The organism is Microtetraspora niveoalba, assembly GCF_001570405.1.
In the GTDB taxonomy this organism is placed as follows: domain Bacteria; phylum Actinomycetota; class Actinomycetes; order Streptosporangiales; family Streptosporangiaceae; genus Microtetraspora; species Microtetraspora niveoalba.
The window spans coordinates 278510-303341 of the sequence record NZ_BBYM01000003.1 but is presented as its reverse complement, the minus strand read 5'-3'; the positions used below and the strand labels follow the sequence as shown (position 1 = coordinate 303341).

The following is a 24832-nucleotide window of genomic DNA, read 5'->3' as shown; positions in this document are numbered from 1 at the left end:
TCATGCCCGTCCAGGTCATGCCCGTCCAGGTCGTGCCCGGCCGGGCCGGGCCGTACGCGCCGGGTGGTCGGCGGGCCGATCACGGGAGGGGCCCGCGGCCCCGGCGCATCACCCCGTCAGGCTCCGCCGACTGCCCCTATCAGGAAATCGTGAGATTTGCGGCATTTCGTCGATCTTGATGCTTTATATACGCATTTCTCCGGAATGTTGATGATATTTCTACGGTCCCGGCACGCCGTCACCCCACGTGGACGTGGGGGCGGCGCGCCGGATCCGGTTCGGCCTCGCGCAGCACCTCCCGGGTCATCCCCGGCACGTCACCGCCTCCGAAGACCAGATAGCGCAGCATCGCGAGGATCGGGTTCCCCTCGCCCCATTGGAAGTAGATGTTCGGCACCTCGCCGGTGCGGTCCCGGATGTACAGCAGCAGCGCCGCCAGGGCGTTCGCCACCGTCGCGCTCTCGACGCGGAGGATCCGGTGGCCGTACCGCACGTCCCCCTTGACCCGCAGCTCGCTCTGGAACTGCGACGCGTCGAGCACGGTGACCTCGACGAACATGACCGGCTCCGCACTGCGCAGCCGGTGCGTGTACCACTGCTCGCGGAGCTTGGCGTTGTACTCCGCCTGGTCCCGGCGGCGGGGGTCGTTGGCGATCAGGTGGATCTCGCCGCTGGACTCGGAGATGAACTCCTGGGCGAGCGTGTCGAGGCGCACGTCGGACACCCGCAGCTCGGTGGACCGCGTGGCCCGCGAGATCAGCGACATCACGACGATCGCCGCGATGAACAGCGACGCGATCTTCACACCTTCGGGACGCTCGCGGATGTTGTCCACCAGCGTGTACGCGAGGACCAGCGTGATCAGGCCGAAGATCCAGGTCCGCCACCGGCGGCCCGCCCGGTGGGCGTCCACGGTGACCGCGACGCCCGCGGACAGGAACAGCACCAGCACGCCGGTGGCGTACGCGCCTCCCTGGGCGTCCACGTTGGCGTCGAAGACGAGCGTGATGGCGACCGCGACGACGGTGAACACGAGGACCAGCGGGCGCACGGCGGCGGTCCAGTCGGGCGCCATGCCGTACCTGGGCAGGTAGCGGGGCACGAGGTTGATCAGGCCGGCCATCGCGGACGCCCCGGCGAACCACAGGATGGTGATCGTGCTGATGTCGTACAGCGTGCCGAAGCCGTTGCCGAGGTAGTTGTGCGCCAGGTAGGCCAGCGCCCGGCCGTTGGCCTTGCCCCCCGCCTGGAACTCCTTCTCCGGGATCAACATGATCGTGGCGAAGCTGCTGCAGATCAGGAACACACTCATGATCAGCGCGGCGGTGGTCAGCAACCGCCTGGCCCCCGCGATGCGTCCCGCCAGATCGCCCTTGATCAGGGGCATCACGGCCACACCGGTCTCGAACCCCGACATGCCGAGCGCCAGCCTGGGCATCACCAGCACCGACACCGCGAGCAGTCCCAGAGGACTGGCGTGCCGCGCGGTGAGCGCCCGCTGCCAGCCGCCGAACAGGTCCGGGTGCGCCAGGATGTGCAGGATCGCCGTCACGACCACGACGGCGTTCAGGGCCAGATAGACGCCGACCAGCAGCACGGCGATGCCGATGGCCTCGGTGAAGCCCATCAGGAACACGGCGGAGAGCAGGGCGAGCAGGAACAGCGTGACCGCGACGTGCTGCCCCGAGAACGCGCGCGGGACGAAGGGGTTCTCCAGGATGTGCGCGGTGGCGTCGGCCGCCGAGAGCGTGATCGTGATGACGAAGTCGGTGGCCGCGAAGCCGAGCAGGACCAGCACGATCAGCTTGCCCCACCAGCGCGGCGCGAGCCCTTCCAGCATCGCGATCGAGCCCTGGCCGTACGGGCTCTCGACGGCCACCCGGCGATAGACGGGCAGCGCGCCCAGCAGCGTCAGCAGGACGAGCAGGATGGTGGCGATCGGAGAGAGGCTGCCGGCCGCCAGCGCGGCGATGCCCGGCTGGTAGCCGAGGCTGGAGAAGTAGTCCACTCCGGTGAGGCACATGACGCGCCACCAGGAGTACTGCTTCTCGGGTGAGCGGGGGCCGTGCGGCCCCAGTGCCCGCAGGTCCTCGTGCCGTAGGCCGTGCAGCAGCCATGCCCGGAACGCCCCCTCACGGGCCGTCCCACGCCGTGCCGACCCGGCCAACCGGTCACCCCCGCAGTACCCCCGATCGAACCCGCGTCAGCCCGTACGGCCCGGCCGTCCGGCGCGGACCCGTACGGCCCGGCGCCGGCCGGTCGCCGACGGGCGGCAAACGACGGCGACGGGTGTCTCGCGGGAGGCCGCGTGTGGACCACACGCCTGATCACGCATACCCCGGCGGCCCTCCGTCGAACCGCGAGCCGCCGTCAGCGCGGACGCGCCGCGACCTGGTCGAGGAACCGGTCGACCAGCCGGTACGCGCGGGCGACGGCGGCCGGCTCCTCTTCCTCCGTCATCGCGACCAGGCGCTCGACGTCCCCGCCGTGGGCGGTCACCCAGTCGCCGCCGCCGTTGCCCAGCCAGCCCTCCAGCATGGTGAGCGTGAGTTCGGGATGGAACTGCACCGCGAGGCTGCGCCTCAGCGTGAACGCCTGGGGCGCGGCCGCCGTCCGGGCGAGGGCGTCGGCGCCGGGAGGCGGGCTCCACCGGTCGTGGTGCCACTGGAACCACGGGCCCGCCTCGACGAGGCCGGGCGCGCGGGTCTCGATCGTGTGCCAGCCGATTTCGGGCTCGGGGCCGCGCTCGACCCGCCCTCCGAGCGCGGCCGCCAGGGCCTGACCGCCGAAGCAGATGCCGAGGACCGGTACGCCCGACTCGTGGGCGAGCCGCAGGAACTCCAGCTCGGCGCGGACCCAGCTCCCGATCGTCGCCTCGTCGTACACCGACCAGGGCGCGCCCATCGGGACGATCACGTCGTAGTCGCGCGGGTCGGGGAAGACGACCTCGACGTCCGGCGCGTGGAAACGCCCGGCCGGGACCACGGGGAACTCCACCGTCTCGTAGCCGCGCCGCTCGAAGCGCTCCCCGATCGGCCCCGTGGGTGAGACGTGGTCCTGCTGGACGAACAGCGCGCGCATCGACACTCCCGAAAATCGTTTGTTATCAAACGATATCCGTCAGGCCCGCGTTCCGCGGCTCGTGCCGCCGGTCCCGCCGTGGGGCACCCAGGGGCCGGCGTCAGGAGATCCCGTAGACGCGGGCCGCCGTCCCTCCCAGCACGGCGGCGCGGGCGTCGGCGGGCAACCCCTCCAGCAGAGCTCCGGTCGCCCGCCACACCTTCGCGTAGTCACCGGCGAGGAGGGCGACCGGCCAGTCGCTGCCGAACATCAGCCGGTCCGGCCCGAACACCTCGATCGCGTGGTCGACGTACGGCCGCAGGTCGTCGGCGGTCCATGTCGTGGCGTGGGCGGCGGTGTTGAGCCCAGAGACCTTGGCGTACACGCCGGGGCACTCGGCCGCCGCGGCGAGCAGCGACGCCCACGGCTCCCAGCCCTTCTTCCTGATCGGGGGCTTGGCCAGATGGTCGATCACCATGCGCAGGCCGGGCACCCGCTCGGCGAGCACGGGCACGTGCTCCAGATGCCGGGGCAGCACCGCGACCACGTCGAACGGCAGGCCGGCCTCCGCGAGCAGTCCCAGCCCCTCGACCACCGAGTCCTGGACTACCCAGTCCGGGTCGGGATCGTCGTGGATCAGGTGGCGTACGCCCGCGAACCTGGGGTGCCTGCCGTACCGCTCCAGGGCCCGCGCCGCCTCGTCGGGCCGGTTGAGCGGGACCCATCCGACCACGGCGGCGATGAAGTCGTGCTCGTCGGCCTGCGCCAGCATCGCGTCGGTGTCGGCGTAGGAGTCCATGGCCTGGACCAGCACCGTGCGGTCCACACCGGCCTCGGCGAGCTGCGGGATCAGCTCCTCGGGCTCGAAGGTCCGGTAGATCGGTCCCGCGTCGGGCGTCAGCCACGGGTAGGACCCCGTGCTCAGGTTCCAGAAATGCTGATGCGCATCGATGACGGGCACACGCTCTCCTTTGCCGATCAACCGGGCGAAGCGTGGACAAGCTAGACCGGCCCCATCCGGGTGTCAACAGAATCGCGAGGTCACGGCCCGGCCGCCCTCCCCCGCACGCGTGGATGGCCGTCAGCTCCAGCCCAGCTCCTCGTAGAAGGCGGCGAGCGCCTCCGCGAAGGAGTCGCGCCGCAACACCGCGCCCGCGTGCCGGCCCGCCGCGACCGGCTCGTCGTGGAACCGGCCGGGCAGCTCGTCCGGCCCGCCCTCCTCGCGCACCGCGTACGCGCGCATCAGGTCGAGCCTGCGCTGCCCGGCGGCGAGCAGGTCGCGCACGGTGAACTCCGTCCCCGAGACCGCCGTGACCAGCGACACCAGATGGTCCAGCGTCAGCGGCCGGGTGGGCGTGCTCGCGAAGACGCAGATGTTCAGCGCGTCGAGGGCGCTCCACAGCCGGAGCAGCCGCGCCGTGCGGCGACCCCGACCGGCGTCCAGGACACCGGCCGCCTCGGGGGTCACCCCGACCCGCGCCGCCTCCGGGAAGCAGTACGGCAGGCCCGACTCGGGATCGAAGTCCAGGTCGTGCTCCAGCGCGTCGTAACGCGGCCCGATCGGCGCGGCGGCGTATCCGAGCCCGAGCCCCGGCTGGACGCGCGGGTCGAAGCAGGGCAGCTCCGCCCCCTTGACCGCCATCACGTACGGCACGGCGTCCGGACCGATCAGCCGCGCGGCGCGGGCGGACCCCTCGGCCAGCAGGTCGCCGAAGGGGCCGCGGCGCGCCGCCACGTCCCCGACCAGGCCGGGGAGCGCCGCCGCGTCGCCGAAGGACGGCCCTCCGGGCAGGAGGCCGCGGGCGGCGCACTCCATCGCGAAGGCGAGCGTTCCTCCGAGCGAGACCTGGTCGAGGCCGAGGTCGTTGCAGAGCGCGTTGGCGTCGAGCACCGCGTCGAGGTCGTCGACGCCCAGGTTCCAGCCGAGGGACGGGAACGCCTCCTGGCCCAGCCCGCCCGATCCGCGTACGGGCGACCCGGGCGGGCCGTACGTCTTGAGGCAGTCGTTGGGGCAGCCGGGGCAGCCGCCCCGCGTCGCCACGGCCCGCCCGTGGAAGTCCTCCGCCGTGGGCGTCCGCAGGCCGCTCTCTCCCGTGACGGAGAAGTTCCGCACGGCGAGATGGCCGGGGTCGGGCGTGTCACCGGTCCAGCCGGCGAAGCCGGGCTCCCCGTGCTGGAGCGCGGCGAGCGGATTCGCCGCCAGCGAGCCCCGGTAATACGCGGCGATCTCCGACAGCCGCTCCGGATCGGCCACGGGGACGGGGACGTCGCCCGCGCAGACGATCGCCTTGAGGTTCTTCGCGCCGAAGACCGCGCCCAGGCCGTACCGGGCGGCGGGATAGGCGTGATCGGTCACCACGCTCGCGTACCGGACGAGGTTCTCCCCCGCCGGGCCGATCGCGGCGACGTGGGCGCCCGCGCCGTGTCTGGCGCGCAGCGCGTCCGTCGTGGCGGCCGTGCCGAGCCCGCGCAACTCCTCGGCGTCGTGCCGGGTGACGCGCCCGTCCTCGACCAGCAGGTACGACAGCCGCGGGGCGCGTCCGGTCACCGCCAGCGCCTCGATCCCCGCCGCCCGCATACCGGACGCGAACGGGCCGAGGGCGTGCGCCTCCCCCACCACGCCGGTCAGCGGGGACTTGGCCAGGAAGACCGCCTTCGCCAGCCCCGGCCCCGGCGCCCCGCCCATGATCCCGGCCGCGACGTACAGCAGGGCCCGGGGGGCGTACGGGTCGATCCGGCTGGGGCAGCGGTCGGTGAGCAGCCGGAGCCCGTGGATCGATCCGCCGAGCCGGTCACTCCCGTCCGGAACGTCCTCATGTTCGACGGCTCCGGTGGCCAGATCGACGGCGATGAACATGGGAGGCGCTCCTGAGCGGGATCGGGAAGGAAACCGGCGCCAGACAAACTACTCAAAAACCGCATTCTTTCCACTGGTGTCACCCGCGTACCACCAGCGTGCGGCGCATCACACCGCGAACCGTGGCCCACCGCGCCAGGGGCGGAAGACGGCGGGCCGGGGACGCGGAAGGCCGCGCCGGCCCGGCGGGGACGGCGCGGCCATACGAGCGGGGACGTCAGGCGGGACAGGCCTGTCCCGGCCGGATCAGCGACGCGCGGGCGTGGCCCACGATGATGTCGACACCGGCCAGCGTGCGGATGTGGATGGCGTTGACCTTGATGCCGCCGCCTCCGCCGGTCCGCACCTGCTCATTGATCACGACCTTGGCCACCAGCGGAACGTCGATGGTGAGGTCGGTCTTCAGATCGGTGATCTTTACGCCGTTGACCTTCAGGTTGGTGATGTCCACCTTGCCGTCGGCGGTCACACGGCCCGCGTCGTCGCCGCGGGCGCGGGCGAAGGCGGTGATCTCGTCAGCGGTGACGAGACCGGCGAGCAGGCTGAGCTTGCTGGTCGTGGCCGACGCCGTCGCGGTGCGGCGCCCGTCCGGGTCGACCGCCCCGGTCGCGCGTGTGTCGATGACCCCGAGCGAGCCGAGCTGGCCGAGACCGGCGCTCAGCAGCTTGTGCCGGTCGTCTCCCGCCGCCTCTCTGCAGGACAGGTCGGACGGCGCCAGCGGCGCGATGTCGATCAGCGGCGCGGTGACGCGGCCGCCGTGCGCGTGGGCGTCGAACACCAGGACCGGCGGCACGAACCGCACCCGGGCGCACTCCGGCAGGTTCACTCCGGCGTGCTCGACCACGTCTTCGGCGCACACGGTGTACGTGGCCGCGCGCGCCGAGGTCACCTTGACCGTGACACCGCAGGACTTCGCGCCGGCCGCGAGGGTGCCGGTCACGCCGATCTTCCCGCCGCCCGAGACCGCGGTGACCGTGGCGTCCGCGCAGTCGGTCACCGGAGGCGCGCCGGTCAGGGTGAGCCCGTCGGGAAGCCGCTCGGTGAACGACCAGCCCTTCTTCACCGCCAGCTCGCTCGTGTTGGTGACCCTCAGGGTCATGGTGGACGTGCCGCCCACCTCGACCTGGCCGGGGTCGAAGGCGACGTCGAGCTGCGGGGTGACGTCCAGGACGCGGACGTTGTCGAACGCGGCGTCGTTGCCGTACCCGCTGCCCTGGAAGTTGACCAGCCGCAGGCCCAGCGTCGAGCCGTCGAACAGCACCGGCCCATTGCTGGTGTACGTGCCGACCGGGACCCCGTTCACCGTGCCTCCGGGGTTCGAGCACGGGTCGATCGGGGTGGTGAAGGTGGGCACGGCCTTGTCGCCGTCCAGGAGGTAGAAGCCGAGCTTGGCGTGTTCGGCGTAGCAGTTGACCTCCGCCACGTCGACCGAGAAGGTCAGGAACCGGCCCGCGGCGCCGACGTCGACCGGCTTCCTGGTCTCGAGCTGCGTCTTGTTCGCTCCGGGGTTCCCGCTGGTGTACGCCGTGACCGCGTGGTTCTTCGCCTTGTCGCCACCCGCCCACTGACCCAGCGCGCCGGCCATCTGCTGGGCGGACGTCCACCAGTTCCCGCAACCGGCGCCCGCGGGGCCGGTGCCGGGCTGCTGGAGCGAGGTGATCCAGCCGTTGCACCCGGTCAGCCAGGCGGGGTCGGCGTCGTAGGTCTGCCCGATCGGCGCCGCCCCGGTGTAATCGGTGACCAGGATGGGCGTGGCCCCCTGGTCGTTCTCGAAGTCCTCGGTGAAGACCACCTTCGGATCCTTCGGCTCGCCGGGAGAAGCGGCCTCCGCCGTCGCGATGCCGCTCTGCCCCACCGCCGCCAGCGCGGTGGCCAGGGCGAGCGCGGCCGTGCCGGCCAGTGCGCGCTTCATCGCGCGGGATCCACGCCCGAGCGCCTGCGATTCGTTCACCAGAGAATCCCCTCCAGATATCGAGAATCCGTCGGATCGGGAACGGCATCGAAACAATCACCACGCGGTTCATCGGGCCGATGTTTCCGGCGTACGGCCCCGGCCCCGCCCGCGAATCGACCGCACCGGGCCGCAGCACTGGGCCATGACACCGGGCCGTAAACGCGGTGCCCCAGCCGCAGAATCTCCGCGAACTCCGGAAACTCCGCGAACTCCGCCGACTCCCCCGCACGACCGGATGCGCCCCCGAAACAGCGACCGCGTACGCCGGACCCGAATCCGGGACGCGCCGGATATACGACCCCTGATATACGGCCCAGATATACGGCCGGCGCACAGCCGGGACCGTACGATTCAACCGCGTGAATCCGTGATTATCATCCGGCCGCGCGAGCCGTATGATCGATGTGTTCCTCAGCAAAAATGACCCGCGCCCGACAGGCTGTCAACGGCTGGCCGCCAACTAGTCTCCACCTTTACCTGGGGCCCCGACCTGCCGTTTCCGTGAAAGCGGAAAATGGCGCCGACCGTACCGGAGGACGGATCCAGAGCCGTTCCATACGCGGGCGACCCATACATGACGCTCACCGTCCCTCGTTCAGACAATGCCTGGAACTCCATATCGGGGACATATTTACGCACACATGATTTCGGACACACCCCGCGCGAACCGCCGACCGGCGCCGAAATGAATCCGGAAAACACGAGAAAGCCGGTGAACGAAATCCCGCCTACGCGCGTCGAAGCCGTACGGCGACTTCAGAGGGAACGGGTCGCCGGAAAGGACGGAGAACCGAGCGGCGACCCTGCCCGGAAAAGCGACCGGACTTCGCGAGCGCACCGTGATCGACGGGAACGTATGAAGGCTCGGGAACCGCCCACCGGACCCGAGAGCCGGTTGACCCGTGCTCCGGCGAGATCCGCGATGCGCGGGCGTCAGGAGGCCCACGCCCCGCGACTGTCAGGATCCGAGAGGACGACGCGCGGCGAGGGTGAGCAGCGAGCGCGCGGGGCCGTCCAGCCGCCGCCCCTCGATCCAGACGGCGCGCAGTTTCCGCTGGAGATCGACGCCTTCCGGATGCACCGCGAGCAGCCTGCCGTCGGCGAGTTCGTCGGCCACGGCGAGCTCGCTGAGCACGGCCGGCCCCGCACCGGAGGCGAGCGCCACCTTAACGGCGGAGTTCGAGCCCAGTTCCAGCAGCGGCTCGGCCAGCGGCCCGTGACGCTCCATCACGGTCTCGAACGTGATCCGCGTCCCCGATCCGGGCTCGCGGACGATCAGCGGCGTGGCCGCCAGCTCGCGTGGGCGCAACGGCGTACGACGCCGGGCCCACGGATGCCCGGGCGAGACGACGACCACCAGCCGGTCCCGTCCGACCAGCCGGGAGGCGAGGCCGACCGGCAACGACGGCCCCTCGACGAACCCGATCTCCGCCTCGCCCGCCAGCACCAGCTCGGCGACCCGGGCGGAGTTCACGACCTGCAGCCCGACGGTGACGTCCGGCTCGACCGGGCGCAGCGCGATGAGCCAGCCCGGCACCAGGTACTCGGCGACGGTCATGCTCGCGGCCACCGGGAGCGCGGCGCCGCGCTCGCGGCGCATCGCCGTGACGCCGGTCATCAGGGCGTCGGCCGCGCCGAGCACCTCGCGCGCCCAGTCGACCACCATCTGCCCCTCGGCGGTCAGCCGGGACCCCACGGGCAGGCGCTGGAGCACCGGCACGCCGAGCCGCCGCTCCAGGGTCCGCAGGCGGCTGCTCGCCGACGGCTGGGAGATGCCGAGTTGCCGGGCCGCGCGGCCGACCCCGCCCAGCTCGCTCACCGTGACCAGCAGGGCGAGCGCCTCGAGATCGGGCCAGCGGTTCAGCCTCATAGAAACATTCTATGGATCCGTCGCCATCTTCCGGCTAGCGAGCGGCCATCCGCGACGGAACCGTGGTGAACACAACGAAGTGGAGGAAAGTTGATCACCGATGAACGGGCGGCGCCTCCGGCACCCGCCTCGCGGGTCGTCCCGCTGCTGCCGGGGCTCGCGCTCACCGTCGCCGCCGTCGTGCTCGCCGTCCTGCTCAACCGGCTCGTCCCCGCGATCGGGATCCTCACCGGCGCCATCCTGCTGGGGGTGGTCGCGGCCAACTCGGGGCTGATCCGCCCGTGGGCCCGCGCCGGTACGCGGTTCTCCGCGAAGCAGGTCCTGCGTGCCGGGGTCGTCCTGCTCGGGCTCCAACTGGCCGTGTCGGACGTACTCGGGCTGGGCGGCCCCATGCTCGGCGCGGTCGTGGTCGTCACCGTCGCGACGTTCCTCGGCACTCAGTGGCTGGGCCGGCGGATGGGGGTGCGGCCGGGGCAGTCGCTCCTCATCGCCACGGGATCGGCCGTATGCGGCGCGGCGGCGATCGCCGCGATGAACAGCGTCTCCGAAAGCGACGAGGAGGACGTCGCCACGGGCATCGGCCTGGTGACCGTCTGCGGCACTCTCGCGATCTTCCTGCTGCCGCTCCTGCGGGGGCCGCTCGGCCTCGACCCGCGTACGTTCGGGGCGTGGACCGGCGCGAGCGTCCACGAGGTCTCCCAGGTCGTCGCGACCGCGGCGACCGTTCCTGGCGCTCTGGGCGCGGCCGTCGTCGTCAAGCTGACCAGGGTCGCGCTGCTGGCCCCCCTCCTCGCCGGCGTCGGCATCGCGCGCCGCCGGGCGGGCACCGCCGTCGCGGGCGGCGAACGTCCTCCGATCGTGCCGCTGTTCGTGGTCGGCTTCCTCGCCATGGTCGCCGTACGGAGCACCGGCCTGCTGGCCCCCGGAGCCCTCGACGCGATCAAGACCTTCGACACGTGGCTGCTCGCCGCGGCGATGTTCGGTCTGGGCACCGGTGTCCACCTCGCCTCGCTGCGCCGTACCGGGCCGCGGGCGCTCGCGTTGGGGTTCGCCTCGTGGCTGCTCATCGGCGGGCTCGCGTACGCGGGGGTGCTGATCGCCCTCTGAGAGGGCCCTCTGCGATCGAGAGGGGAGCTCCGGCCTCTCGACAACAATCGGCGAATGAGGTAACGGAGACATTTACTGTTAGGAAACTTTCCTTTATGTTGAGGGTTACCCCCCAGCAAGAAGGAGTGTGACATGCGAAAAGCGGTCATCTTCATCTCGTCGGCGATCGTCGCCGGCGGGAGCACCCTGTTCCTCGCCTCGCCGGCCCTGGCCCACGGCTACGTGTCGTCGCCCGCCAGCAGGCAGGCCATGTGCGCCGAGGGTCGCGTCGCGAACTGCGGCGAGATCATCTATGAGCCGCAGAGCGTGGAGGGCCCGAAGGGCCTGCGGTCGTGCAGCGGCGGAAACGCGCGCTTCGCCCAGCTCGACGACGAGAGCAAGGCGTGGCCGACCACCCGCGTGGGCAACAGCGTCACGTTCAACTGGGTGCTGACCGCCCGCCACGCCACGAGCACGTGGGAGTACTACATCGGCGGCACCCGGGTCGCGCTGTTCAACGACGGGGGGCGCCAGCCCGGCGCCACCGTCTCGCACAGCGTGAACCTCGGCGGCTTCTCCGGCAGGCAGAAAGTGCTCGCCATCTGGAACATCGCCGACACCCCGAACGCCTTCTACTCCTGCATCGACCTGCAGGTGGGCGGCGGCACCGACCCCAGCCCCAGCCCCAGCCCGACCGTGAGCCCGAGCCCCAGCCCGAGCCCCACGACGAGCCCGAGCAACCCGTCCGGCACCTGGGCGGCCGGCACCGCGTACAAGCCGGGTGACCAGGTCACCTACGGCAGCGTGAGCTACCGGTGCCTCCAGGCCCACACCGCTCTGACCGGCTGGGAGCCGCCGAACACCCCGGCGCTCTGGCAGCGGCTGAGCTGACCTCGTCACTCGGCCCCGCGTACGGCTCTCCCGAGGAGCCACACGCGGGGCCGGCCCGTCACCCGCCGCCCGTTCCGGGTCTCGTGCCGTACGCCGTCGCTGGGAGCAGGGCCTCAACGAGGGAGTGTCTCGGATGGCCACGCGGGGAAGGGCAGGTGACCGCCTACTCGCCGAGCGCGCCGTCGAGGCCGAAGCCATCCTGGGGGCGTGCCGTGGGGCGGCGTGGAGATCGGAGGCCGGAAGGTGCATGGGTGGCGGGGTCGAGGACGAAGGAGCCGGCCAGCCAGGCGGCGAGCTGACCGCGATCGATCAGGATCAGGTCCGTTCCCGCCGCGCACTGCCGGGCGGGAGCCGTGAACTTCGCCGTGGTGACGAGGACGCCCCGGTGGCCGGGGTAGGCGTGAAGCGCGCCGAGAAGGTCGCGTATCTCGGGTGAGCCCACCGACTTGGTCCACCTCTTGCACTGGACGACGAACCGGCTCCCCGTAGCCGCGACTCCGACGACGTCGACACCGCCGTCGCCGCTGCCGCCGACCCGGTGCACCTTGTGGAAGCCCTCGCGCCGGAGCAGGGCCTCGACGAGGGCTTCGAACTGATCGCCGGTCATTCGGTCGGCCTTCTCGAGGCGGGCGTTGTCCCTCAGCCACTCCTGCCGCCGGGTTTCGAGCATCCGGGATCGCAGCACCATCGCTCCGATGACGCCGGCCACCGAAACGACGGTGATTCCGATGACCAGCGGCCAGTTCGCGGTGACGAGCTCGATGAGCCATTTGGCCACGACGACCAGGATGATCGCCGCGACCAGCCATAAGAACCAGTCGGCGTCTGTCCGGCGTCGCCGTGATCGTCGCCGGGCCGGGGTACGTCGTCGCGCCATCGGTGGCCTCCGGGGAAGCTGGGGAGTCGCCGTTCACTCTGACCCTGTGGACTGACAATTTCCGCGAACCCGGTACTCATGTGACAGATGATGCGAAAGTTCTCGGACCCGCTGATTAAGCGTCAGCGGTTTCCTGTGTCACTCCCTGCCGGTGTCACTCGCGCATACTCGGTGACCGATGAGGGTGGCGGAGGTCGGCGACGGCCCCGTCGGCACGCTGCCAGGACGGGAAGTGCGGGGTTCCGCGCACGACCGGGGGCCTCCGCGCACGGCTCTCCGTGATGAGCCCCTCCCCGGCGTCAGCCGACCGAGAGCACCGCGACGACGATCAGCACCAGCAGGAGCGCCAACAGGCCGCCCGCGAACGCCAGGGACGTGATCGCGCAACCCTTCCCGTTCCACGGCTGTGGCGCGGGGCCGAGGGCGCCTCTGGAGTAGGTCCACATGGGGGCGCGGTACTCGAGTTCGAGCGCCATCCCGGGCTGGAGCCAGATCGTCAGATCCGCCGGACCGATCTGCGCGGGGAGGAGATAGGGCAGGTGGACGTGGAGATGGTACTGGCCGGGAGGAAGCGGGATCGTGTTGCGTCCCCACCGGCCCAGCATCTGATGGCCGTTGAGGACGATCTTCGGCGTGATCATGGCCAGCATGAAGCTCAGCCAGTGCCGCTTCACGTCGAGGACGAGATGCGCCTGCGCCCCCGGAGGAACGGGCGGGGGCGGCTGGATCCATGGGGTGGGTGGCACCGGCGGATGCATGGCGCTCATGCTAGTGCGGTCCTGATTTTTCGGGATAGGTCCGGACATCCCCTGACGCCGACCGTGCCCCGCACACGGTCGAAACTCAGGTCAGGGACGTGCCGACCGAAGGCGCAACCGGGCGCCGGCGGCGATCCGCGCCGACGAGACCTCCCCTCGCTGCCGGTCACGCACCGCGAACGGCGTGACGATCATGTGACGACCAGGATTTCGGCCGGCGTGCGAACCTCGTCCAGCAACTGGAGAAGCTCCGCGACGCGGCGCCCGATGAAACGTACATGCCGTCCGAGGAGGAGACCGCAGGTCGGCCGAGCGACCGTCGCGATCAAGGCGGGGCGCGTCACGCCACTGCGGTGATCAGCAAATGGCGACCATCGAATGCGGAAAGCCCAGACCGGCTATGCCGACCTGGGCTCTCGTTCTGTGCGCCGCCAGGGACTCGAACCCCGGACCCGCTGATTAAGAGTCAGCTGCTCTAACCAACTGAGCTAGCGGCGCCTGCGAACGCTCGTAACCTTAGCAGTCTCCACGGCGTCACGCACATTCGTCGCCGTCTCCCTGGGCCGCGGCCCAGGGAGCGTCGAGCTTCAGGGAATGACCGGCGGACCGGACTCGGTCACGCCCTCCACGCACCGGAGGAGAAGGGCTGGGGAGCACCCTTGGTGCCGGGGCCGTTGCCCCACTTGGTGATGACGTAGTCGATCTTGATGTGACCGTCGCCGCCGTTGTTCTCGACCGTCAGCGTGTTGGTGTTCCACGTGCCGCCGGTGAGCTCGGCGAAGGTCTTGCCGTCGATGTCCAGCATGACGCCGTTGTCGGACGGGATGCCCGGACCGCGGTCGCCGATGAAGAACTTCGCCTTCTTGCCCTTGTAGACGATGTAGCCCTCGGTGCCGAGAGGCCAGCTGGGGCTGGAGAACAGCCCCTTCTGCATGGGCTTGCCGATGGCGGGCATGCCGGTGTCACCCTGGCGTCCCGACGCGTCGTCCCAGAAGTACGAGCCGGTGGTGCTGCCCCGGAGGAGCGCCTGCTCCTTCTGCTCGGGAGCCTGTGCGACCTTGGCGGTGTGGGAGGTGTGAGCGGCGTTCACCGGGGCCACCGTGGCGGGGGCCGCGCTGGCCGCGGTCGCGCCGAACGCGGTGACGCCCACGAAGGCGGCGCCGGCGACGGCGGTCAGAGCGGTCAGCTTCCGGTTGTTGCGCAGGCCAAACAGCGTGTTCATGAAGAATTGAGATCTTTCGTGAGACGACAGGGGACGGCCGCGTGCGTCGTGTATCAGGCCTGCGAGGTCAAGGGCGGGCCGGGCACGGGGCGCGGAGCGGGTCGAGAGATGTCGATCGCCACTGAGATGCACATTCAGTGCGCTGTACGAATCGGCTGGGGGCCGATGGTCGTATCGGACGTACGGGCCGTAGGACCCGGAGCCAGAGTCAGGCGGGGGTCTCCCGCAAGGTCTCCTCTCCTGAAAAGTCCAGCCACCGGTCGGCAGCAATATGGACACTACACACCAAGACATGACAAAGCAAACGAAATCACGCAAAGACCCCAAAAGATCTACCGGATCGGCTATAGATGATCTGGTGCGAGTCACCTGCGGATGCCGAAAGCCGCGTATACAGCGGCATTTCCGTGTACGGCATGGCAAAGGGCGCTTCCGGTAAGGCAAAGGGCCGATCTCTGAATGGAGGCCGCGGCAGGCAAACCAGGGGCATGGGCGGCCCCAGGCCGTGCCACGCCTGTACAGCGGACGGCAACCACCACGGGGAGCGGCAGGCGGCACCGCACGGCGGCGCAGGTCACAGCGACGCCCAAGGCATGATCCACATGCTGTGAACACGACGGGAAGGCACCCGGATCATCCCGGCGGCTGGGCGGGGGAAAGGCCGGGAGGCGTTCGGGCATGAACGTTCCGGCCCGCCCGGACGGAGTGATCCCAGGCATGAGAAAAGGCCCGCGCATTCGCGGACCTCGATTGATCGGAACCGTCGCCGAAAGAAGAGCGACCGAATCGAAAGAAGGGACAGACGGTGCTCATGTGAAAGACGAATCGAACCGTCGAAAGGCCCCACAGGGAACCGGGAGAACTCCCGGACAGAACCCCGGGGGCGGCGGGAGCGGCGGCGCCTTGGCGACGTCCTCGGGCGCATCCTCGACAAGGCCCTCGACGTGTCCTCGGCGGCGTCTCGGTGGCGGTCTCGTCGGGACGCCGACCGCGGCGGATCCGCGCGACTTTCCCCGGACATGCGCCGGGGCCGGACAGTCCCCCAACTGCCCGGCCCCGACTTCAAGCGGTCCGCCCGGGATACCCTCCCCAAAGGCACCGGCGGTTCCCGCTGTCCGGACGCGGTTCCCCCTCCGCGTCCTTATCGGCAAAGCTTCACTTGTGGAGCCACAGCCCCCTTGACCTGCTTCCACATTAGCGAGGGCCACACCACGAACGGGTCATGTCAGGGTGGGGTTTCCGCCTCGGTCCCGGGCCTTGGACCACGCCGGGCAAGACCAACCGTCGAGAGCCGGAAAGCACGCCCGGGCGCTCCCGAAGCCCCCACCGGGTCAGGTCGAGGGGTGGCCGTGCAGGGGCAGGTCGAGCCGGACGAGCGTCCCTCCGCCGGGTGCCGCGCTCGCCGCGACGCTTCCTCCGTGGCTGTCCACGACCTGGCGCACGATGGCGAGTCCCAGCCCCGAACCGGGCATCGACCGGGCGCCCGGCGCACGATAGAACCGGTCGAAGACATGCGGCAGATCCTCGGGCGCGATCCCCCGCCCGTGGTCGCGCACGGTCACCACGCCTCCGGCCTGGCACACCTCGACGGCCCCTCCGGGCGGGCTGTACTTGCCCGCGTTGTCCAGCAGGTTGGCCACCGCGCGGGACAACCGGTCGGACACGCCCCGCACCACCGCCGGCTGCACCGACACCCGGTACGTCGCGGCCGGCCAGTGGGCGGAGGCCCGCGACACCTCCCGCCTGACGACCTCGTCGATGCGTACGTCCTCGACCATGGCGGCGGGTTCCTCGTCCCTGGCCAGCTCGACCACGTCGGAGATCAGCACGGTCAGCTCCTCCAGCCCGGCCATCACCGCCTTGCTGACCTCGTCGCGGTCCTCCTGTCCGAGCCCGCCCCTGATCAACATCTCGACGTTCGTCCGCAGCGCGGTGAGCGGAGTGCGCAGCTCGTGGGAGGCGTCCGCCACCAGGCGTTTCTGCGCGCGTGCGGAACGTTCCAGCGCGTCGAGCATCACGTTGAAACTACGGGCGAGGCTGCCCAGTTCGTCATCCTTCGCGACCTCGATGCGGGTGGTGAGGTCACGCGTCGTGGCGACCCGCTCGGCCGCGTCCTTCAGCGTGCCCACGGGGCGCAGGCCGGTGTGCGCGGCGAGCCAGCCCAGGGCGCCCGCCACGCAGAGCCCGCCGAGGGCGGCGAGGAAGAACGGCCAGCTCAGATCGTCGACGTCTCCCAGGCTGGCGAGCACGCCGGCCGGAGGCCGGTCCGGCCACACCTCGTAGTGCCCGAGCGCGCTCTCGACCCTGCGGCAGGTGATCAGGTACGCGGCGACGATCGCGACGATCACGCTGATCGCGGCGGCCAGCGCCGAGGCGAGGGCGAGCCTCCAGCGGAGCTTCACGGCTGCTCCCTGAGGGTGTAGCCGAGGCCGTGCACGGTCTGGATCAGTCGCGGCTCCCCGCCCGCCTCGGTCTTCCTGCGCAGATAGCGGATGTAGACCTCCAGCGAGTTGGAGCCGGGGGTGAACGCGTATCCCCAGATGCGTTCGAGGATGATCTCGCGGGTGAGCACCTGACCTCCGTTCGCCATGAGCAGGTCGAGCAGCGCGAACTCGGTTCTCGTCAGGTCGATGGTGCGCGGGCCCCGCCGTGCCTGCCTGCTGTCCGGAAGCAGCACCAGGTCCGCGAAGCGGGTCACCGACCGGGCCGGGGCCGTACGGCGCAGCAGGGCGCGCACCCGCGCGAACAGCTCCTCCAGCGCGAACGGCTTGATCAGGTAGTCGTCGGCCCCCGCATCCAGGCCGGTCACGCGGTCGCCGACCCCTCCGAGGGCGGTCAGCATGAGCACGGGCGTCCGGTCGCCGCTCTCGCGGAGCCTGCGGCAGACCTCCAGACCGTCCATCAGCGGCATCATCACGTCGAGGACGACCAGATCGGGCGCGACCGCGCTGATCGAGGCCAGCGCGGTCACTCCGTCGGCCGCTCCGGCGACCTGGTACCCCTCCAGCCGGAGGGCGCGGGACACCGCGTTACGCACCCCCGGCTCGTCGTCCACGACGAGGACGCGTGTTCCGGTCACGGTGCCATGATGACCCGAAAAGCGGAAATAGTCGTGAACTCCGGGAACATCGCGCGATAACCCGCGTGGTCAGGCGTCGGGGTGCTTGGCGAGGTACTCGATGTAGACGGGGCGCAACGCCTCGCCCAGACGGCCCTCACCCGACGCCATCGCGTCGCTGAGCAGCGCGGACACCCTGCTGAGGTCATTGGCGCTCTCCTCGCGGTCCCCGCTGGCGGCCTCCGCCGCCGGAATCGCTTTCAGCAGGCGCCAGAGGAACCCGAGGTCACCGTGCCGCACGGCATAACGGACGGCGCGGTCGTGCAGCTCCCTGGCGGAGAGCCGCTCAAGGTCTTCCACGTCCATCCTTCCCACCCCCATCGAGGTGATTTCCCCAGACTTGGGGCGATTAATGCAAGATGTCCGATGAGAAACGGACGATTCCTCACTCATCCCCCACCCGTGTCCCCCGGGCGGCCGCGGCCGGTTTTACCGGGAATCGACGATGCCCACGGCGTGCCCTGGCGTGGAAGACTCCATCACGTGAAGGTCATCATCAAGATTCTGATCGTCGCGGCGGCGCTGTGGGCGTCCACCAAGCTGGTGGACGGCATCGTGCTCACCGCAGACACCACCTCCAAACAGATCGGCACGCTGCTCGCGGTCGCGCTGATCTTCGGCCTGGTGAACGCGGTCATCAAGCCGGTCATCAAGTTCGTGGGCTGCGCGTTCTACGTGCTCACGTTCGGCCTCTTCGCGCTGGTGGTCAACGCCGCCCTGCTCCTGCTCACCGGCTGGGCGTCCGAGCAGCTCAGCCTGCCCTTCCACGTCGACGGGTTCATGGCCGCCTTCTGGGGCGCGCTCCTGATCGGCGTGATCAGCTGGGTCCTGGAGCTGATCCTCCGCGTCAACGACTGACAGCACGCCCCGCCCCGTCCCCGATCCCCACGTCGCACGCGCCGCCCCGGCCGGCCCTCCGGCCGCCGGGCGGCGCGACCGTTTCACCCTCACGCGGCTAACCCATATTATGAGTAGGAAATAACGAGAACCGTGGGGGTGAGGATGAGCATCGACGTCCACCAGCATCTCTGGACGCCGTCGTTCCTCGACGCCCTGCGCCGACGGTCCGTGCCGCCCCGCCTCGACGGCTGGACCCTCCTCCTGGACGGCGAGCCGCCGTACGAGGTGAACCCGGACGACCACGACCTCGACCTGCGGACGGCGCGGGCGGCCGGGCTCGACCTCGCCCTGGTCTCCCTGTCCTGCCCGCTCGGCATCGAGCACCTGCCGCCGGACGACGCGTGGCCGCTGATCGACGCCTACCATGCGGGAGCCACCCGGCTGCCCGCCCCCTTCCGGGCCTGGGCCGCCGCCCCGCTGACCGACCCCGATCCCGTACGGCTGTCGCGCGCCCTCGACCGGGGATTCGCCGGGCTCCAGCTCCCGGCCACCGGGCTGCTGGACGCCGAGGGGTTCGCGGCGGCGGCCCCGCTGCTCGACGTGCTCGCCGAGCGCGGCCTCCCGTTGTTCGTCCATCCGGGACCGGCCGCCGTCCCGCACGGGAGCCCGGCCTGGTGGGCCCCGGTCGTGCCGTACGCACAGCAGATGCACGCGGCCTGGTACGCCTTCCAGGCCGTGGGGCGGCCGCGGCACCCCGGCCTGCGGGTCTGCTTCGCCCTGCTCGCCGGGCTGGCGCCGCTCCACTCGGAGCGCGCGCTCAACCGGGGGGCGCCCGGGCGCGGGCGGGTGGACCCGGACGCGTTCGTCGAGACGTCCTCGTACGGCCCGCGCGCCATCGACGCGGTGATCCGGGAGCTCGGCGTCGACGTCGTCGTCACCGGATCCGACGAGCCGTACGCGCGGGCCCCGTCGCCGGACTTCGGCGAGGCCGCGCGGCACGCGATCGGCCACGCGAACGCGCTGCGGCTGCTCGGGACGCCGCGGCCCCTGCGCGGAGATCACGACCGCGAGCACGACCGCGAGCAGAACCGAGAGCACGGCCGGAAGCACAACCGAGAGCAGAACCCCGAGCAGGACCAAGAGCACGACCGGAAGGACAACGAGCGGCCACGCCCGGAACCGCCGTCACGAAGGGAACCGCAGTCATGAGCACGCCCACAGTCGAGGTGACGGGGAGCGACACCCCATACGAGCGGCTGCCGGCCCGCGCCCTGGACCGCAGGGAGCTGGCGGCGCTCGTCGACGACCTCGCAGCCCGGCCCGAGCTGTGGAAGGAGCACCTCAACTTCGAGGGGAGCGAGGACGGCGGCCGGCACTACGCCTCGCTCCATCGCGACGCGTACGTGGACGTGTGGCTGCTGTGCTGGCGGCCCGAGGACGACACGGGCTGGCACGACCACGACGTCTCCTCCGGAGCGGTGCGCGTGGTCGACGGCGCCCTCAAGGAGAGCAACCCCAGGATCGGCGGACGGCATCTGGAGACGACCGTCACCGCGGGCCAGTCGTTCTCCTTCGGCCCGGACCACATCCACCGGCTGACGGGGGTCGAGCACGGCAGCGTGTCGATCCACGCCTACTCGCCGCCGCTGTGGCGGCTGGGGCAGTACTCCATCGGCGACGACGGGATGATGCGGCGGCTGTCGGTCAGCTACGCGGACGAGCTGCGCCCGCTCGACCAGGCGTGAGTCACCGGCTCGCCGGGCGACCGGCCAGGCAGCCGAACACGAGCTGGACGGCGCACGCGCCGAGACCCGCGAGCAGCGGCAGCGTCCAGTTCCCGGAGAGCTGGTGCAGCAGGCCGAAGAGGACCGGGCCGACCGCCGCGAGGACGTACCCGCTGGACTGGGCGACGGCGGAGAGCGCGGTCACCGAGGCGGGGTCGGGCGCCCGCAGCGCGATGATGAGCAGGGCGAGCGCGATGGAGGCGCCCTGGCCGACGCCGAGGACGACCATCCACACCCATGAGAGCGTCGCGGGAGCCACCAGCACCCCGGCGTACCCGACGACCGTGAGAAGCGCGGCCACCACGACGTGCGGCACCTGCGAGCGGGAGTTGCCCGCGTGTACGGGCACGGTCAGCGTCGCCGCGATCTGGGCCAGGTTGGTCAGGCTGAGCAGATAGCCGGCGTCCTCCGCGGAGAGGCCCGCGTCCCGGAAGATCGTGGGCAGCCACGCCAGCATGACGTAGAACGTCAGCGACTGCAGGCCCATGAACGCCATCACGAACCAGGTCATGCGGCTGCCCAGCAGCGTCAGGTACGGCCGGGGCGCCGCCGTCGCGGCGCGCACCGGTGGGCGGCGCAGCGCCTGCGGCGCCCAGAGGACGGCGGCGACGACCGCGAGCGCGGCCGCCGACCCGGCCGCCGCGCGCCAGCCGTACTCGCGGGCCAGCGGGACCATCGCGGCCGAGGACCCCGCGGCCCCGGCCACCAGGAACGAGACGTAGACAGCGGTGTAGAGCCCGACCCGCGACGGGAAGTGCTGCTTGACGATCGCCGGCATGGCCACGTTCATGATGGCGATGGCCGTGCCGGCGATCGCGGCCCCGGCGTAAAGGGCGGCGACGCCGTCCATGCTGCGCAGGGCGACACCGGCGGCGAGGATGAGCAGGCCGGCGAGCAGCGTGCGGTCCAGGCCGATCCGCCCGGCGAGCGCGGGGGCCAGCGGCGCGAGCAGGCCGAGGCAGGCCACCATTACCGTGGTGATCGCGCCGCCCGCCGCCGGGGTGAGCCCGAGCTCGCCCATGATGTCGCCGAGCAGCGGCGACACTCCCGCGAGCGCGGGCCGGAGGTTCAGCGCCGCGAGGACGAACCCCGCGATCAGCAATATCCGGCTCGTCTCGCCCGATCCTGGCCGTTTCACGGCGCGAACGTCAGAACGGGTATCCGGCGATGTCCCCCTGCATCGTGACCCACTGGGTGTGCGTGAACGCCTCCATGTTGGCCCGGCCCCCGCCGAAACGGGACCCCGTGCCGGACGCTCCGAGCCCGCCGAAGGGCGCGACCGCCTCGTCGTCCACGGTCTGGTCGTTGATGTGGACGATGCCGGTCGGGATCAGGTCGGCCAGCGCCAGCCCCTTCATCGCGTCCCGGGTGAGGATGCCGAGCGAGAGGCCGTACTCGCTGTCGCGGGCGAGCGCGGCGGCCTCCTCCAGCGTCGAGAACGGCATGACCGGCGCGACCGGCCCGAAGACCTCCTGCGCGTACGCCGGGATCCGGGGCGTGACGTCGGTGAGCACCGTGGGCCGGTAGAACAGGCCCTCGTACGTGCCGCCGGTCGCGAGCCTGGCTCCGCTCTCGACGCTGTCGGTGACCAGCGCGTGGACCTTGTCCCGCTGGTGGGCGTCGATCAGCGGCCCGAGGGCGACCTCCTCGACGGCCGGGTCGCCGACCCGCATCGCGGCGGCCTTGGCGGCGAGCCGCTCCACGTACTCGTCCTTGATCGAGGCGTGGACCAGGTGCCGTCCGGTCGTCATGCAGATCTGCCCCTGGTGGAAGAACGACCCCCACGCGCCCGCCGAGACGGCCCGGTCCAGGTCGGCGTCGTCGAGGACGACGAGGGCGGAGTTGCCGCCCAGCTCCAGGTGCACCCGCTTGAGCAGCCGCCCGCACACCTCTCCGATCTTGCGTCCGGCGGCGGTGGAGCCGGTGAACGAGATGACCGGGATGTTGGGGTCGGCGACGAGCGCCTCCCCCGCCTCCGGGCCGCCCGGCAGCACGTGCAGGACGCCGGAGGGCAGCCCGGCCTCCTCGAAGACGCGCGCGATCGAGACCCCGCCGCAGACCGCCGTGCGCGGGTCCGGCTTGAAGACGACGGCGTTGCCGAGGGCGAGGGCGGGCGCGACCGAGCGGATGCCGAGGATCAGCGGCGCGTTGAACGGCGCGATGACGCCGACCACGCCGACGGGGATGTGGCGGGCGAGGCTGAGGCGCTTCTTCGCCGACGGCAGGATCTCTCCTGGCGGCTGGGACGCCAGGGCGGCCGCCTCGTAGCACTCCCCTGCCGCCACGTGGGTCTCGAACCCCGCCTTGCCGGGGATCGACCCGGACTCGCGGATGAGCCAGCCCTGGATCTCCTCGGCGTGCTCCTCGAAGAGCCGTCCCGCGCGCCGCAGCACACCGGCGCGCTCCTCGAAGCTCGCCGCGGCCCAGTCGCGCTGGGCCTTGCTCGCCGACGCGGCGGCCGCGGCCACGTCCTCGGGCCCGGCGACGCCCACCCTGCCGATCTCGCTGCCGGTGGCCGGTTCGATGACCGGCGCGTTTCCCGCGCGCGAGGCGGTCCAGCCGTCGCTGAACACCGATCCGGTCCAGATCGACGCGTCCATGAGTGCCATGAGGAATCCCCCTAAGGACGGAATTCGGAGTCAGGGACCACTGTTATTTCCAGAAGCATCGGTTCCGTACGGGAGCCGAGGTCCGGGACGATCTCGTCGAGGGCCGCCACGAGGTCGTCGTACGAGTCCACCCGCGTCGCCGGGCAGCCGAACGACCGGGCCATCGCCGACAGGCTGACCTCCGTGAACGCCGGCCAGGGCGCCTTTCCGGCGCCGTTCTTCTCCGCCAGCCGGTCCATCACCGCGTACCGGCCGTTCGCCAGCACGACGAAGAGGGCGCCGACCCCGTAGTGCGCGGCGCTCCACAGCGCCTGGATCCCGTAGATCGCCGAGCCGTCCCCCGTGACCGCCACGACCGGCCGGTACGGCGCGGCCATGCGCAGACCGACCGCCGCCGGGAGGGCGAAGCCCAGCCCGCCCATCGCCGCCGAGAGGAACCCGAGCGGCCGTCTCGCGGGCATCAACCGGTGCAGGTCGGGCCGGGACGACGGGGTCTCCTCCACCACGACCGCCTCCGGCGCGAGCCGCAGCGCGAGCTCGTGCATGACGTGGGCCGCCCGGAGCGGCTCGCCCGGCCCCGGAGGGGAGGGCGCCGCGACCACCCGTCCCGCGCCTCCGCTCCTCTGGTCCCCGGCGGCGCCGTACGACGGGGCGCCCTCGGGGGCCGCCGGTGCTCCGGGCGCGTGGCCGCGGGCGGGGAGCAGCGCCGCGAGCCGCCCGGCGACGACGCCGGGATCGGCCAGGAAGGCCAGCTCGGCGGGGCTGCGGTGGACCTCCGCCGGGTCGTCGCTGACGACCGCCACGCGGGTGCCGGGCTCGACCATGGGCCCCGGCTCGTACGGGTACTGCCGGAACACCGGGGCGCCGACCGCCAGGACCACGTCGTGCCTCCGGAGCGCGCCGCGCAGCCCGGACCGGTCGGCGGGCAGGATCCCGGCGAACAGCGGATGGTCCTGCGGGAAGCCCGCCCTGGCCCCGAACGACTCCTGCCACACCGGGCAGCCGAGCCGTTCGGCGAGCGCGACCAGCCCCTCCCAGGCTCGCGCCGAGTCGGCGCCGGATCCGGAGACGACGACCGGCGAGGAGGCGCCGCCGAGCAGGGCGACGAGCGGCGCGAGATCGGCGTCGTCCACCGCCACCGGCCGCGCCACGACCCGCGGGGCCGCCGCGACCGTGCCGTCCCACTCCGCCGACCAGTCGTCCATCGGGACGACGACCAGTGCGGGACCGCGTCCGGTGACCGCCTCGTGCCCCGCGCGGGCGATCGCGCCCGGCACGTCCTGGGCCCGGGCCGGCTGGTCCACCCAGACCGGATAGTCGCCGGCCAGGCCGTGGAGCCGCCCGGCGAGGAAGGGTTCGAGAGCGAGGTGCCTGCGGTCCTGCTGGCCCACGACGACCACGACCGGCGCGCGGTTCACCCGGGCCGTCGCGATCGCGCCGACCGCGTTGCCGAGCCCGGCGGTCGTGTGGAGCAGCGCGAGCGCCGGCCGGTCCCGCGCGAGCGCCCAGCCGGTCGCCATGCCGACGACGGATCCCTCGTGCAGGGCGAGCACGAACTCCAGGTCCTCCGGCAGCCCGGCCAGCAGCGGAACCTCGGTGGACCCCGGGTTGCTGAAGATCGTCGTCATGCCCGTACGGCGGAGCACGTCGAACGCCGCGTCCCTGACCGTCGTGACCGTCACGTCATTCCACCTCTCGCGCGCCGGATCCGTGCACGGACACGGCCGCGCGACCCGGCCCCGACCACCACCGTAGGCGACGGTGACGGCGCGATCACCCGCCGCCCCCGTTGGGCGGCACCGGACCGGGCCCGCCCCGGATGCCCGGCCGTTCACCCGGTCTGAGTCGTTCGCGGGCTCGTGCGCAGGCGTGTCGGCCGGGTTGTTCGCCAGGCGAACAACAGTTC

At 71.5% G+C, this 24832-nt stretch carries 20 protein-coding genes, 1 tRNA gene and 1 pseudogene; 6 read left to right on the top strand and 16 right to left on the bottom strand.

The genetic code is table 11. The annotated features are described in order from the left end of the window. Positions 1–238: 238 nt before the first annotated feature. From AWQ70_RS02785 to AWQ70_RS02760, 6 genes are all read right to left on the bottom strand, one after another. The gene (locus tag AWQ70_RS02785; protein WP_067169645.1) at positions 239–2167 is read right to left on the bottom strand and encodes an APC family permease; all 1929 of its coding nucleotides are present in this window, start codon (positions 2165–2167) and stop codon (positions 239–241) included. Between the two features lie 203 nt (positions 2168–2370). Then, entirely contained in the window at positions 2371–3081 is a 711-nt protein-coding gene (locus tag AWQ70_RS02780; RefSeq protein WP_084516459.1) for a type 1 glutamine amidotransferase, read from the bottom strand. Between the two features lie 100 nt (positions 3082–3181). After that, the gene (locus AWQ70_RS02775) at positions 3182–4021 is read right to left on the bottom strand and encodes an amidohydrolase family protein (RefSeq protein ID WP_067169641.1); all 840 of its coding nucleotides are present in this window, start codon (positions 4019–4021) and stop codon (positions 3182–3184) included. A 120-nt stretch (positions 4022–4141) separates the two neighbouring features. Further along, a complete protein-coding gene (locus tag AWQ70_RS02770) occupies positions 4142–5917 on the bottom strand; it encodes an aldehyde ferredoxin oxidoreductase C-terminal domain-containing protein (protein ID WP_067169638.1) in 1776 nt (591 codons plus the stop codon). A 217-nt stretch (positions 5918–6134) separates the two neighbouring features. Then, positions 6135–7868 (bottom strand): choice-of-anchor P family protein, encoded by a 1734-nt coding sequence (locus tag AWQ70_RS02765; protein WP_245646668.1) that lies wholly within the window; start codon positions 7866–7868, stop codon positions 6135–6137. Between the two features lie 961 nt (positions 7869–8829). Then, positions 8830–9741: a LysR family transcriptional regulator gene (locus tag AWQ70_RS02760; RefSeq protein WP_067169632.1), complete on the bottom strand. Its 912-nt coding sequence runs from the start codon at positions 9739–9741 to the stop codon at positions 8830–8832. A 90-nt stretch (positions 9742–9831) separates the two neighbouring features. Here AWQ70_RS02760 and AWQ70_RS02755 point away from each other — a divergent pair, with 90 nt between their 5' ends. The 3 genes and pseudogenes from AWQ70_RS02755 (at position 9832) to AWQ70_RS42595 (ending at position 11718) form a co-directional block, all read left to right on the top strand. After that, positions 9832–10848 (top strand): YeiH family protein, encoded by a 1017-nt coding sequence (locus tag AWQ70_RS02755; RefSeq protein ID WP_067169629.1) that lies wholly within the window; start codon positions 9832–9834, stop codon positions 10846–10848. A gap of 132 nt (positions 10849–10980) precedes the next feature. Next, positions 10981–11487, top strand: a pseudogene (locus AWQ70_RS02750) (lytic polysaccharide monooxygenase auxiliary activity family 9 protein); the annotation flags it as partial. Next, a complete protein-coding gene (locus AWQ70_RS42595; protein WP_505794131.1) occupies positions 11482–11718 on the top strand; it encodes a carbohydrate-binding protein in 237 nt (78 codons plus the stop codon). The pseudogene AWQ70_RS02750 and the gene AWQ70_RS42595, both read left to right, overlap by 6 nt. Positions 11719–11881: 163 nt before the next feature. Here the strand turns inward: AWQ70_RS42595 and AWQ70_RS02745 are convergent, their stop codons facing one another. The 7 genes from AWQ70_RS02745 to AWQ70_RS02715 form a co-directional block, all read right to left on the bottom strand. Continuing rightward, a complete protein-coding gene (locus AWQ70_RS02745) occupies positions 11882–12595 on the bottom strand; it encodes a restriction endonuclease (RefSeq protein ID WP_084516448.1) in 714 nt (237 codons plus the stop codon). A 299-nt stretch (positions 12596–12894) separates the two neighbouring features. Further along, positions 12895–13353, bottom strand: coding sequence for a hypothetical protein (locus AWQ70_RS02740; protein ID WP_084516447.1), 459 nt, complete (start codon positions 13351–13353; stop codon positions 12895–12897). A 424-nt stretch (positions 13354–13777) separates the two neighbouring features. Beyond that, a tRNA-Lys gene (locus AWQ70_RS02735) sits at positions 13778–13851 on the bottom strand. 118 nt (positions 13852–13969) lie between these two features. Next, complete coding sequence (locus AWQ70_RS42235) at positions 13970–14575, bottom strand: hypothetical protein (protein WP_306303389.1); 606 nt, start codon at positions 14573–14575, stop codon at positions 13970–13972. A 1331-nt stretch (positions 14576–15906) separates the two neighbouring features. Next, positions 15907–16977, bottom strand: coding sequence for a HAMP domain-containing sensor histidine kinase (locus AWQ70_RS02725; protein ID WP_067169620.1), 1071 nt, complete (start codon positions 16975–16977; stop codon positions 15907–15909). Further along, entirely contained in the window at positions 16974–17654 is a 681-nt protein-coding gene (locus tag AWQ70_RS02720) for a response regulator transcription factor (RefSeq protein ID WP_067169617.1), read from the bottom strand. The genes AWQ70_RS02725 and AWQ70_RS02720 overlap by 4 nt, the downstream gene beginning before the upstream one ends. Before the next feature lie 69 nt (positions 17655–17723). Then, on the bottom strand, positions 17724–17999 hold the full coding sequence (locus AWQ70_RS02715) for a hypothetical protein (RefSeq protein ID WP_067169762.1): 276 nt from the start codon (positions 17997–17999) through the stop codon (positions 17724–17726). Between the two features lie 177 nt (positions 18000–18176). Here AWQ70_RS02715 and AWQ70_RS02710 point away from each other — a divergent pair, with 177 nt between their 5' ends. The 3 genes from AWQ70_RS02710 to AWQ70_RS02700 all read left to right on the top strand — a co-directional run bounded on the left by AWQ70_RS02710 (position 18177) and on the right by AWQ70_RS02700 (position 20278). Further along, positions 18177–18551 carry a phage holin family protein gene (locus AWQ70_RS02710; protein ID WP_067169614.1) on the top strand — a complete coding sequence of 125 codons (375 nt, stop codon included), beginning with the start codon at positions 18177–18179 and terminating at the stop codon, positions 18549–18551. Positions 18552–18695: 144 nt separating this feature from the next. Then, on the top strand, positions 18696–19742 hold the full coding sequence (locus AWQ70_RS02705) for an amidohydrolase family protein (protein WP_176580228.1): 1047 nt from the start codon (positions 18696–18698) through the stop codon (positions 19740–19742). Further along, positions 19739–20278, top strand: coding sequence for a cysteine dioxygenase (locus tag AWQ70_RS02700; RefSeq protein WP_067169611.1), 540 nt, complete (start codon positions 19739–19741; stop codon positions 20276–20278). The genes AWQ70_RS02705 and AWQ70_RS02700 overlap by 4 nt, the downstream gene beginning before the upstream one ends. 1 nt (position 20279) lies before the next feature. Here the strand turns inward: AWQ70_RS02700 and AWQ70_RS02695 are convergent, their stop codons facing one another. Genes AWQ70_RS02695 through AWQ70_RS02685 form a run of 3 tightly spaced genes read right to left on the bottom strand, consistent with a single transcriptional unit; the run spans position 20280 to position 24608 of the window. Next, positions 20280–21455 (bottom strand): MFS transporter, encoded by a 1176-nt coding sequence (locus tag AWQ70_RS02695; protein WP_245646666.1) that lies wholly within the window; start codon positions 21453–21455, stop codon positions 20280–20282. Positions 21456–21465: 10 nt separating this feature from the next. Continuing rightward, complete coding sequence (locus AWQ70_RS02690) at positions 21466–22926, bottom strand: benzaldehyde dehydrogenase (RefSeq protein ID WP_067169608.1); 1461 nt, start codon at positions 22924–22926, stop codon at positions 21466–21468. An 11-nt stretch (positions 22927–22937) separates the two neighbouring features. Next, positions 22938–24608: a thiamine pyrophosphate-dependent enzyme gene (locus tag AWQ70_RS02685; protein WP_067169605.1), complete on the bottom strand. Its 1671-nt coding sequence runs from the start codon at positions 24606–24608 to the stop codon at positions 22938–22940. Positions 24609–24832 lie beyond the last annotated feature (224 nt).